Here is an 11,494-nt window from a genome sequence, read left to right as displayed (position 1 = left end):
TCCCGCAGAGAGGCCCCCATGCGCTCCACGCTCATCACCGACATCGCCGAGCTGACCACCGTCGACCCCGAAGGGCGGGTGCTCACGGACGCGGCCGTCGTCGTCGAGGACGAGCGCATCGCCTGGATCGGCCCCGCCGCGGACGCCCCGGAGGCGGACGACCGGGTGTCCGTCGAGGGCCGCGCCGTGCTGCCCGGCTGGGTGGACTCCCACACGCATCTCGTGTTCGACGGGGACCGCTCCGCCGAGTTCGAGGCCCGCATGGCCGGCGAGTCCTACGCGGCCGGCGGCATCGGCGTGACCACCTCCGCCACCCGCGCCGCCTCGGACGCTCGCCTGGCCGAGCTGGTCCGCGGCCGGGTGGCCGACGCGGTGGCCGGCGGCACCACCTACCTCGAGACCAAGACCGGCTACGGGCTCACCGTGGAGGAGGAGGCGCGCCACGCGCGCCTGCTAGCCGGGCTGCGCGAGGAGGGCCTCGTGGACGAGGTGACCTTCCTCGGCGCCCACCTCGTGCCCCCGGGCCGGGATGCGGAGGACTACCTGGACGACGTCGTCGGGCCGATGCTCGCGGCCGTGCGGGAGCACGTGGGCTGGGTGGACGTGTTCTGCGACACCGGCGCCTTCGACGCCGAGCAGACCCGCCGCGTGCTCGCCGCGGGTGTGGCGGCGGGCCTGGGCGTGCGCCTGCACGGCAACCAGATCGAGCAGGGCCCGGGGGTGGGCGTGGCCGTGGAGTTCGGCGCCGCCTCCGTGGACCACGTCAACCACCTCTCCGACGCGGACGTCGAGGCCCTGGCCGGCACCTGGGCCGACTGGGACCGCGCCTCGGCCACCGGCACGCCCGGCACCGTGGCCGGCTGCCTGCCCGCGTGCGACCTGTCCACCCGCGCCCCGCTGGCGCCCGCGCGCCGCCTGCTCGACGCCGGCATCGAGGTCTCCCTGGCCTCGAACTGCAACCCGGGCACCAGCTACACCACGTCCATGAACTTCAACGTGGGCACCGCCGTGCTGCAGATGCACCTGACCCTCGCCGAGGCCGTGCGCGCCGCCACCCTCGGCGGGGCCATCGGCCTGCGGGCGCAGGACCGCGTCGGCAGCCTCGAGGTCGGCAAGCGCGCCGACCTGCACGTGCTCGACGCCCCCGCCGCCATCCACCTGGCCTACCGCCCCGGCATGCCGCTGACCCATGCGGTCTGGCGCGCGGGCCGCCGGGCCGTCTGATCGACCGACAGCAAGGAGAACGCATCACCATGACCACCCCTCCCGTCACCGTCACGCTCGGCACGTCCGGGGCCACCCTGGACGACGTCGTCGCCGTGGCCCGCCACGACGCCCGCGTGGTGCTCGCCGACGACGTGCTCGAGACCGTCGGCGCGGTGCGCCGCCACGTCGAGGCGCTGGCCGAGGCCGAGACCCCCACCTACGGCGTCTCCACCGGCTTCGGCGCGCTCGCGGACAAGCACATCCCGCTCGAGTCCCGCGCGCAGCTGCAGAAGTCCCTGATCCGCTCCCACGCCGCCGGCATGGGCCCCGTGGTGGAGCGCGAGGTCGTCCGCGCGCTGATGTTCCTGCGCGCCACCACGCTGGCCTCCGGCCGCACGGGCGTGCGCCCCGTGGTGGTGGAGACCTTCGTGGCCATGCTCAACGCGGGCATCACCCCCGCCGTGCGCGAGTTCGGCTCCCTGGGCTGCTCCGGTGACCTCGCACCGCTCTCCCACCTGGCCCTGGCGCTGATGGGCGAGGGCGACGTCGTCGGGACGGACGGCGCGCTGCGTCCGGCCGGCGAGGCGCTCGCCGAGGCCGGGATCGAGCCGGTCGAGCTGCGGGAGAAGGAGGGCCTGGCCCTCGTCAACGGCACCGAGGGCATGCTCGGCATGCTCATCATGGCGCTGGCCGACCTCGAGGAGCTCGCCGACACCGTGGACCTCACCGCCGCGATGTCCGTGGAGGCGCTGCTCGGCACCGACCGCGTGTTCGTGTCGGAGCTGCACCTGCCGCTGCGCCCCCACCCGGGCCAGGCGACCTCCGCCGACCGGATGCTGAAGATCCTGGCGGGCTCGCCGATCGTGGCCAGCCACAAGGAGGGCGACTCCCGCGTGCAGGACGCCTACTCGCTGCGCTGCGCCCCGCAGGTGGCCGGCGGCCTGCGCGACACCCTCGCGTACGTGCGCACCGTGGCCGAGCGCGAGCTCGCCGCCACCGTGGACAACCCGGTGGTGCTCGACGACGGCCGGGTGAGCTCGAACGGCAACTTCCACGGGGCGCCCGTGGCGTACGTGCTGGACTTCCTGGCCATCCCGGTGGCCGACGTCGCGAGCATGTCCGAGCGCCGCACCGACCGCATGCTGGACCCGGCCCGCTCGCACGGGCTGCCCGCGTTCCTCGTGGACGACCCGGGCGTGGACTCCGGCATGATGATCGCCCAGTACACGCAGGCCGGGCTCGTCTCGGACATGAAGCGCCTGGCCGTGCCCGCGTCCGTGGACTCCATCCCGTCCTCCGCGATGCAGGAGGACCACGTCTCCATGGGCTGGCATGCTGCCCGCAAGCTGCGCTCGGCCGTGGAGAACTTCCGCCGTGTGCTCGCCGTCGAGCTCGTGGCCGCCGCCCGCGCGATCGAGCTGCGCGCCCCGCTGCAGCCCTCCGCCGCGACCGGTGCCGCCGTCCGCGTGATCCGCGAGGCCGGCGTGCCCGGCCCCGGCCCGGACCAGTACATGGCCCCGCAGCTGGCCGCCGCCGAGCAGGCCCTGCGCGACGGGTCCGTGCTGGCCGCCGTGGCGGAGGCGCTCGCGGGCGTATCCGCCGATGCCGAGCCGCAGGACCTGGCCGAGGAGTCCGAGGGCGCCGAGGCCGAGGGGCACTGACGCCACAGCGTGGTCCGACGCCGCAGAGTGGTCACGACACGCCGCGTGCGTCTGCACGAGACGGCGTGTCGTGACCACTCTGTGTGTGGAGGGGGCGGCCTGCGGGTCGGGTCGGTTGGCCCCGGCTCAGGCCGCCAGGTCCACGTCCTTCGTCTCCTTCATGAACAGGCCGGTCAGGCCGGTGAGGCCGCCGACCACCATGAGGTAGATCGGGAACGCGCTGGTCCACCCCTGCGCCGTCAGCCACGTGATCAGGTACGGCGCCGTGCCGCCGAAGATCGCGGTGGCCAGTGAGAGCATGGTGGCCACGCCCTTGGCGCGCACCGCCGTGGGCAGCGCCTCGGACCAGACGGCGCCGTTGACGCCGAACAGCAGCGCCACCGCCAGCAGGGCGATGGTCTGCACGAGCAGGAACGAGGCGAAGGTGCCGTCCAGCATGCCGAACAGCGGGAACGGCAGCACCACGAAGAGCAGGCCGAAGGCGATGACCAGCGGACGGCGGCCGACCCGGTCGCCCAGCAGGCCCGCCCCGAGGATGGCGACCAGGAAGATCACCTGGGCCACGAGCGAGGCCGAGAGGGTGGTGGACTTGTCCATCTGATGGGCCACCTGCGCGTGCGTGGGCAGGTAGATCAGCCACGTGTAGAACATCAGGGAGCCGCCCGCGGAGACCAGGAAGATCGTCAGCAGGCCGCGCCACACCGCACCCGGCTCCCGGCGGGGGGCGTCGTCGGCGGTGGGCACCACCTGCTGCGCCGCCGTGAAGTGCTCCGACTCCGTCAGGCTCCGTCGCAGGTACAGCGCGTAGAGGCCGAGGACGCCGCCGATGCCGAACGCCACGCGCCAGCCCCAGGACGCCACCTGCTCGTGGGAGAGCAGCGTGTTGACGGCCAGGCCCACGAGTGTCGCCAGGATCGTGCCCACCACCACGGACACCCACGACGTCGCCCCGAACAGCCCGCGCCGGCCCTGCGGCGCCCGCTCCACGAGGTAGGTCACGGAGGTGCCCATCTCGCCGCCGTGCGCCAGGCCCTGCAGCAGACGGGCGATGACGAGGATCACCGAGGCGAGGACGCCCACCGTGCCGTAGGTGGGGGTGAAGGCGATGATCAGGCTGCCGAGCGCGGTGATCATCATCGCCGCGAAGAGGCTGCGCTTGCGGCCCACCCGGTCCGCGTAGGCGCCGAACACGTAGCCGCCGATGGGGCGGGCGACGAAGCCCACCGCGAAGACGGCCAGGGTGGCGAGCAGCTCGGAGGTGGGGTTGTCCGCGTGGAAGATCTGCGCCGCGAAGACCGGGGCGAAGATCGTGTAGACGTTCCAGTCGTACCACTCCAGCGCGTTGCCGAAGTTCACGGCCAGCATGTCCTTCAGGCTCCGGGGGCGGGCCCCGGGCACGGGAGCGGGCCGGGCCGCACCGGTGGCCGCGGTGCTCATGACCGCCCCTCGAGGCCGGCCTGGGCATCGCCGTCGGCGCCGGGCACCCGCATCTCGAAGGTCTCCCGCACCACGGTGTAGTCGAAGTAGCCCAGGCGGGCGATCGGCTGGATGCGCGGGATGTCGAGGCGGCCGTCGGAGGTGATGACGTCGTCGTCGATGTGGATGGTGTCCACGTGGGCGAAGACCACGTCGATGGTGCCGACGTTCGAGTCGCCCTTGATGCGGTGCGTCGAGTGGTAGCGGCACTCGAAGCGCACGGGGGACTCGGCGACCATCGGGATGGGGTGGTTGTCCGCGTAGACCTTGGTGACGCCGTGCTCCGCGATGCTGTCCCACTCGCTCTCGCCCGGCTCCAGGGCCATGGCGGAGACGTTGACGGCCTCGCGCAGGTCGTAGGTGGCCATGTTCCACACGAACCAGCCGGTCTGCTCCGCGTTGAGGACGGTGTCCTTGCGGCGTCCGTCCGGGTACTGGTTCGCGGAGAACATCACCATGGGCGGGTCGAAGGTGAGGTTCTGCCACTGGCTGTAGGGGGCGATGTTCTCCCGGCCGTCCGTGCTCACGGAGGACAGCCAGCCGATGGGCCGCGGCACGGTGGAGCTCTTGAAGGGGGAGAAGGGCAGGGGGTTGGCCTCGTGCTGCGGGCGGTACTTCACGGGTCCTCCATGTGATGCCGGTAACAGGATGTGGGCCACGCTACGCCGCATATTCCGGATATATCAAGGGGGTGCGGGAAGATGACTGCCTAGGCTGGGCCCATGAACAAGTCGGAGGAGGCCTACGCCCGCCTGACGCAGAAGATCGAGACCGGGGAGCTGCCACCGGGCGCCATCCTCAGCGAGGCGGCCCTCATCGACGCCGCCGAGACGGGGCGCACGCCCCTGCGCGAGGCCGTGCAACGCCTCATCCGAGACCACTGGCTCCTGGCCGGTGGGGGACGTGGCCTGCAGGTGCCCCCGATCTCCGTGGACGACCAGCTGGAGAGGCTGGAGGTGCGGCGGTCGCTCGAGGCGCTGGCCGTGGGACTGGCCTGCGCACGGGCGGACGAGGAGCAGCTGGCCGCCGTCGCAGCCCACGTGCGGCACCTGCGCACGGTGGAGGACCTGCCGGCGTACGTCGCCGCCGTCGGGCGCTCGCACGAACTCCTGCGCACGATCGCGAACAACCGCTATCTCGCCGATTCCCTGGTCCCGCTCCAGGGGCTGTGCCGCCGGTTCTGGCTCGCCACCACGAAGGGCCTGCCCGACGAGGTCGAACGCGGCCGGGCGTTCTACGTCCCGGCGCTGGAGGCGGTGACCCGGAGGGACTCGGCAGGAGCCCGGGCCGGGGTGCTGGCCCTGCACGACTTCCTGGCACGCTCGGCACTGGACTACGCCGCCCGACGCGCGGCCCACGGCAGCGCCGAGCCCCCGGCCCCGTGGGCGGAGGGACGCTGACGCCCGCGGCCCCCCGCGCCGGAAGGGACCCCCGGCCCGCTCAGGCCAGCAGCGACGCGTCCGTCCGGTGACGGCTGACGATCGTGTGGATCAGCCGGGCCGCGGCCTTCGCCGTGCGGCCGTCCACGTCCAGGGCGGGGTTGAGCTCCACGACGTCGGCCAGGGCCAGCTTCCCGGACTGGGTGGCCTCCAGCGCGCACGCGTGGATCACCTCGTACGGCACGCCGAAGCCGGCCGGTGCGCTCACCCCCGGGGCGACGGCGGCCGGCAGCACATCCAGGTCGATCGTCAGGTAGAGCACGTCCACCGCGTTGATGAACGAGCGCACCCAGCGGCGGACGCCGGTGACGTCGGCGGTCTGGGCCTGCTCGTCGGTCACCCACGTGACCCCGCGTTCGCGCGCGGTGTCGAACAGGGCCCGGGTGTTGTTGGCCTCGCTGATGCCCACCACCGCGTAGGAGAGCTGATGCTCCGCCCCCTCGGCGTCCCGCAGCGCCTGCAGGAACGGGGTGCCGGAGCTGGGCCGCGGCGCCTCGCGCAGGTCGAAGTGCGCGTCCAGGTTGAGGATGCCCACGCGCGTGCCCGCGCCCACGCGCGTGGAGCCGGTCAGGCCCGTGATCGAGGCGTAGGCGGTCTCGTGTCCGCCGCCGAGCACCACGGCCAGGTCGTGGGCGTTCAGCAGCCCGCTGACCACCGTGCCCAGCTCGGCCTGGCCCGCCTCGAGCTCGCCCGGGGCGTCGTCGTCGCCGCGGTCCACGGACACGTCGCCCGCGTCCACGAGCGCGCCCGTGCCCTCGAGGTACGCGAGCGAGGCGAGCGCACCGCGCAGCGCCTCCGGGCCGTCCTCGGCGCCCACGCGGCCGTGGTTCCGGCGCACGCCCTCGTCCGAGGCGAAGCCGACGAGCGCCGTGGACCGCGCGCCCGACGTCGGAGCGCCGGCACCGGGGTGGCGCTGCGTCGTCGTGGGCTCGCCGCGGCCGTCGGCGGGGCGGACGACCTGGTGCCAGCGCAGGTGCTCGGGGGTGTCGCCGTCGGTGCGGCCGGTCCAGGCGGGGGAGAGGGACGAGGAGGGGAGCTCGGAGGTCATGGGCCCATCCCACGCCATCGACGGGCGGGTGCGCAACGAGGGCCGGACGACGCCCGACACGGGGCGTCGTCCGCCTAGCGGTCCAGTTCCTGGCGCCGCGAGCTGATCACGCCGGTGACGAAGCCGGCGAGGTTGAGCCCGCCGTGGAAGCGGGCGTGCTCGATCTTCACACAGCGGTCCATCACGACCTCCAGGCCCGCGGCCTCGGCCTGACGCGCGGCGTCCTCGTTCCAGATGCCCAGCTGCAGCCACACGGTCCGGGCGCCCACGCGGGCGGCGTCCGCCACCACCTCGGGGGCGTCGGAGGACTTGCGGAACACCTCCACGAGGTCCGGGGTGACGGGCAGGTCGTCCAGCGAGGCGTACACGCGGTGGCCGAGGATCTCCTTGCCGGCCGCGGCGAGCACGGGATTGACGAAGTAGACGTCGTACGTGGTCGAGCTCAGCAGGTACGTGGCCACGAAGTACGACGCACGGGCCGGCTTGTCCGAGGCGCCGACGATCGCGATCGACCGGGTGCGCCGCAGGATCGCCAGGCGCTCGGGGGCGCCGGGGCCGGTCCAGGTGCGCTCGGGGTGGGCGGTGCTCATGGCTCAGGCCTCCTGCTCTGCGGGAACGACGGCGCCGTCGCGGGTGCGGCCGGTGGCCTCGGTCAGGGCCTGGTCCAGGTCCCAGAGGATGTCCTCGAGGTCCTCGATGCCCACCGAGATGCGGATGAGGTCCGCCGGGATGCCCGCGGCCACGAGCTGCTCGGCGGTGAGCTGCTGATGGGTCGTCGTGGCGGGGTGCAGCACCAGCGTCTTCGCGTCGCCGATGTTGGCCAGGTGGGAGGCCAGCTGCAGCGCGGAGATGAAGCGCGACGCCGTCGCACGCCCGGCCTCCGGACCGGAGGCGCCGTCGTCGGTGTCCGTGGCCGCCGGGGCCACGCCGAAGCTGAACACCGAGCCGACGCCCCGGGGCAGCAGCTGCTGCGCGCGGGCGTGGTGCGGGTGGTCGGGCAGGCCGGCGTAGCGGACCCAGGAGACACGCGGGTCCTCGTCCAGCCACTGCGCCACGGCCTGCGCATTCGCCAGGTGGGCGTCCATGCGCGGGGCCAGCGTCTCGACGCCGAGCAGCAGCTGGAACGCCGACTGGGGGGCCAGCGACGGGCCGAAGTCGCGCAGCTGCTCCGAGCGGAGCTTGGTGAGGAAGCCGTACTCGCCGAAGTTGCCCCACCAGGAGACGCCGCCGTACGAGGGCACGGGCTCGGTCATCGACGGGAACTTGCCGTTGTCCCATGGGAAGCGGCCGGACTCCACCACGACGCCGCCGAGCGTGGTGCCCTGCCCGCCGAGGAACTTCGTGGCCGAATGGATGACGATGTCCGCGCCGTGCTCGATCGGCCGGATCAGGTAGGGCGGGGTGAGGGTCGCGTCCACGACGAGCGGCACGCCGTGCCGGTGGGCGACGTCGGCCAGGCCGGGCAGGTCCACGACGTCACCGGAGGGGTTGGCGACGATCTCCGTGTAGACGGTCTTGGTGTTGGGCTGGAGGGCGGCCTCGAAGTCCGCGGCCTCGGCGGAGTCCACGAACGTGGTCTCGACGCCGAACCGGCGCAGGGAGACGTCCAGCTGGGTGATCGTGCCGCCGTACAGCTTGGAGGACGCCACGATGTGGTCGCCGGCCGCGGCGAGGGCCGCGAAGGTGACGAACTCGGCGGCCATGCCGGACGCCGTCGCGACGGCCCCGATCCCGCCCTCGAGCGTGGCGACCCGCTCCTCGAACGCGGCGACCGTGGGGTTGCCGATCCGCGAGTAGATGTTGCCGTACTTCTGCAGCGCGAAGAGGTTGGCGGCGTCTTCGGCGGACTCGAACACGAAGGAGCTGGTCTGGTGGATCGGCACCGCGCGGGAGCCGTGGACGGCGTCCGGGACGGCGCCCGCGTGCAGCGCCTGGGTGCGGAAGCCGAACTCGTGGTCAGCCACGGGGGTCCTTTCGATGGAGGCTTCGGGACAGTCCGTCCCATTGTCCCGGGCGAGGCGCGCCGGGGGCAGGGTGGGGACGTCGCAGAGCGTCACGCGGCGCCGGCCGCTGGCGTGCAACGCGGGTTGAGTTATCACCGGTTACGCGGGCCTGGACCCGTGACAACTCAACCCGCGTTGGACGGGACCCGTGACAACTCAACCCGCGTTGGGACGGGCGGGGGCGGATCAGCGCGTGCGGGCGAGCCGACGCCGGACCAGCCCTACGATCCGCCCGAACCCAGCGCGCTGGTCCTCCCAGGTGCAGCGCAGGGTCGTCCATTCCCGTTCGAGGCAGTACGCGTCCCGACGGGCGTCCCTCGCCTGCTGCTGAGCCGTGCGGTGGCCGGCGCCGTCGTACTGGAGGGCCAGGCGCGCCCCCCGGTACCCGAGGTCCACGACGGGCGAGGCCGGGTCGGCCGGGTCGACGGCGACCTGCAGCTCCGGCTCCGGCAGCCCGGCCCGGATCAGCGCGAGCCGGAGGAAGGTCTCGGGCGGGGAGTCGGCCCCGACGCGCACCTCCGCCAGCGCGGCACGTGCGAGACGGACACCCGGCCGGCCACGGCAGCGGGCGAGCACCTCCGACAGCTCGGACACGGTGGCCACGGGGTCCGCCCGGCCCGTCGGCGTCCACGGCGGACGCACCAGGTGGTCGCCGTCCGCGATGAGCCAGTCCACCTCGTGGGGGCGGAGCATCCCGGCGAGGTCGAACCAGGTGCGCGCCGCCGTCGTGACGCGCTGGCCGTCGGGAAGCTCGAGCACGTGGTCGGAGGGCAGCCGCACCCGGTGGCTGACGACGCCGTCCAGGTCGGTCCGGTGCGTGCGCGCGGAGCGGTCGAAGGTCAGGTGCAGTCCGGCGGGCCGCGCGAGGCGGGGCGGCAGCGGCAGTCCGTGCCAGAGGGCGGCAGAGACGTGGGAGACCACCCCGCCCGTGAGGCGGACCAGCGCGGCCGCGCCGTCCGGGGCGCACGGGTCGGGGATGCCCGCGGTGTGCACGCCGCGGCAGATCCGGGCGAGGTCTGCCGCGAGGGTGCGGCGCCACGGCAGGCCGGCGGCGTGCAGCTCGGCCGTCGTGAAGGCGCCCGCGGCGAGGGTGGACGGCAGGGGCGTGCGCGCGGTCATGGGGTGAGCCTGCCGCCCCCGGGCCCTGCGACGGACCGGACCGACGCGCCCTGGGGAGGGCCGCCGTCGTCGTGGTGGCTGTGCAGGAGCGGCCGACCCGCCGGTCATGGTGGCACCGGCGCGACGCGGGTTGAGTTATCACGGGTGCAAGCCGCCTGGACCCGTGATAACTCAACCAGCGTTGCAGGGGGGAGCGGCCGGCCCGTCGGTCACGGCGTGCGGTCGACCGGCACCAGCTCCACGTCCTCGAGCCGTCCGTCCCGCGCCACCGCGCGTATCAGCGTGCACACCGGCTGCCGCCGCCGGTCCGTGCAGGAGCCGGGGTTGAGCAGCCGCAGGCCCGGGTTCGCGGTCTCCGGCCCGGCCACGGTGTCCCACGGGATGTGGCTGTGCCCGAAGACCAGCACGTCCGCGTCCGGGAACGCCGCGGCCATGCGGCGCTCGCGGCCGGCCGCCGGGCCCGTCTCGTGGACCATCGCGATCCGCACCCCGCCGAGCTCCACGCGCGCCACCTCGGGCAGCCGCGCCCGCGGCCCCGGCCCGTCGTTGTTGCCCCACACGCCCACCAGCCGGGCGGCCCGCGCGTCGAGGTCGTCGAGCACGTCCTCGGCCACCCAGTCGCCGGCGTGGAGCACGACGTCGGCCCGCGCCACCTCGGCCCGCACCTGCGCAGGCAGGGCGCGGGCGCGCCGCGGGATGTGGGTGTCGGCGATCAGGAGCAGGCGGACGGCGACGTCGTCGGGCACGGTCCGCCTCACCGTGCCGCGAACGCGCCGAGCCAGATCGCCAGAGGCAGGCCGACGATGAACACGGCCACGAATCCGCGCACCAGCCACCGGCCCACCGGGGTGGCGAGGTTGACCGTCACGCCCACCCCGTAGCCGGGGCGCTTGGCGGGGAAGACGGCCGGGTCCTCGGGGTCGCGCTTGAGCCCCAGGGGCGTCCACATCTCGTCCTCGGCGAGCTCCGCGGCCGTGGGCCGGTGCCCGAGCTCCGCCGCGACGCGGTCCGACCAGCGCGTCCACCGCTGAATGCCGGCCCGCATCGCCGGGAAGATGCCCACCATGAGCACGGTCAGCGTGAGGGGCAGGAGCCACCAGGGCATCATCCACGCCCCGGCGGCGAGCGCCTCTACCGTCGACGGGGCCAGCACCAGCACGATGAGCACGCACGACCACCCGAGGCACTCCTGGACCCCGCGGTGCACCCCCGCCTGGCGCACGCGCCGCCACGGGGACAGCCCCGGATCCGTGGGGACGAGGACGGTGACCATCGCGGAGACCAGGGCCAGGAACCCCGTCACGCCGAGGCCGATCAGCGGCCCCGCCGCCACCGTGCCGAACGAGGTGTCCTCCCACGCATCCGGCCGCCCGTCGACGCCCCAGTGCGTGGGCACGCGCTCCGGCAGGCCCGGCAGGGCGACGAGGGCCCACCCCAGCAGCGCCAGGCACAGCACGGCCGCGAGCAGGAACGGCAGCCACGGACGCAGCCGGCCACGGCGCAGGGCGGCGCGCTCGGCGGCGGGGACGTCGTCGGGGGCGG

The 11,494-nt window shown here is 74.1% G+C and carries 11 protein-coding genes; 3 read left to right on the top strand and 8 right to left on the bottom strand.

Features of this window, described 5'->3' with window-relative positions; translation table 11 throughout:
• Positions 1–18 precede the first annotated feature (18 nt).
• Positions 19–1,224 carry an imidazolonepropionase gene (gene hutI / locus QL983_RS07575; RefSeq protein WP_144860036.1) on the top strand — a complete coding sequence of 402 codons (1,206 nt, stop codon included), beginning with the start codon at positions 19–21 and terminating at the stop codon, positions 1,222–1,224.
• A gap of 29 nt (positions 1,225–1,253) precedes the next feature.
• On the top strand, positions 1,254–2,867 hold the full coding sequence (gene hutH / locus QL983_RS07570; RefSeq protein ID WP_290152136.1) for a histidine ammonia-lyase: 1,614 nt from the start codon (positions 1,254–1,256) through the stop codon (positions 2,865–2,867).
• 126 nt (positions 2,868–2,993) lie between these two features.
• Here the strand turns inward: hutH and QL983_RS07565 are convergent, their stop codons facing one another.
• Both QL983_RS07565 and QL983_RS07560 read right to left on the bottom strand, forming a co-directional pair.
• The gene (locus tag QL983_RS07565; protein ID WP_041104434.1) at positions 2,994–4,304 is read right to left on the bottom strand and encodes an MFS transporter; all 1,311 of its coding nucleotides are present in this window, start codon (positions 4,302–4,304) and stop codon (positions 2,994–2,996) included.
• Positions 4,301–4,963 carry a flavin reductase family protein gene (locus tag QL983_RS07560; RefSeq protein WP_282963269.1) on the bottom strand — a complete coding sequence of 221 codons (663 nt, stop codon included), beginning with the start codon at positions 4,961–4,963 and terminating at the stop codon, positions 4,301–4,303. The genes QL983_RS07565 and QL983_RS07560 overlap by 4 nt, the downstream gene beginning before the upstream one ends.
• 102 nt (positions 4,964–5,065) lie before the next feature.
• Between QL983_RS07560 and QL983_RS07555 the strand changes: the two genes are divergently transcribed.
• Positions 5,066–5,743: a GntR family transcriptional regulator gene (locus QL983_RS07555; RefSeq protein ID WP_041104439.1), complete on the top strand. Its 678-nt coding sequence runs from the start codon at positions 5,066–5,068 to the stop codon at positions 5,741–5,743.
• 40 nt (positions 5,744–5,783) lie between these two features.
• Here the strand turns inward: QL983_RS07555 and hutG are convergent, their stop codons facing one another.
• From hutG to QL983_RS07525, 6 genes are all read right to left on the bottom strand, one after another.
• A complete protein-coding gene (gene hutG / locus QL983_RS07550; RefSeq protein ID WP_134416799.1) occupies positions 5,784–6,830 on the bottom strand; it encodes a formimidoylglutamase in 1,047 nt (348 codons plus the stop codon).
• A gap of 74 nt (positions 6,831–6,904) precedes the next feature.
• Positions 6,905–7,420, bottom strand: coding sequence for a CoA-binding protein (locus tag QL983_RS07545; RefSeq protein WP_282963270.1), 516 nt, complete (start codon positions 7,418–7,420; stop codon positions 6,905–6,907).
• A 3-nt stretch (positions 7,421–7,423) separates the two neighbouring features.
• Positions 7,424–8,794 (bottom strand): O-acetylhomoserine aminocarboxypropyltransferase/cysteine synthase family protein, encoded by a 1,371-nt coding sequence (locus QL983_RS07540; protein ID WP_044658669.1) that lies wholly within the window; start codon positions 8,792–8,794, stop codon positions 7,424–7,426.
• A gap of 225 nt (positions 8,795–9,019) precedes the next feature.
• On the bottom strand, positions 9,020–9,952 hold the full coding sequence (locus QL983_RS07535) for a hypothetical protein (RefSeq protein WP_049147891.1): 933 nt from the start codon (positions 9,950–9,952) through the stop codon (positions 9,020–9,022).
• 209 nt (positions 9,953–10,161) lie between these two features.
• The gene (locus tag QL983_RS07530; RefSeq protein WP_063189892.1) at positions 10,162–10,698 is read right to left on the bottom strand and encodes a metallophosphoesterase; all 537 of its coding nucleotides are present in this window, start codon (positions 10,696–10,698) and stop codon (positions 10,162–10,164) included.
• An 8-nt stretch (positions 10,699–10,706) separates the two neighbouring features.
• A partial coding sequence (locus QL983_RS07525) for a DUF1648 domain-containing protein (RefSeq protein ID WP_290152129.1) occupies positions 10,707–11,494 on the bottom strand: 788 nt, incomplete at its 5' end.

The organism is Micrococcus sp. APC 4021 (assembly GCF_030407635.1).
In the GTDB taxonomy this organism is placed as follows: domain Bacteria; phylum Actinomycetota; class Actinomycetes; order Actinomycetales; family Micrococcaceae; genus Micrococcus; species Micrococcus luteus.
The sequence above is the reverse complement of the archived record's forward strand: the minus strand, read 5'-3'. Positions and strand labels throughout refer to the sequence as shown.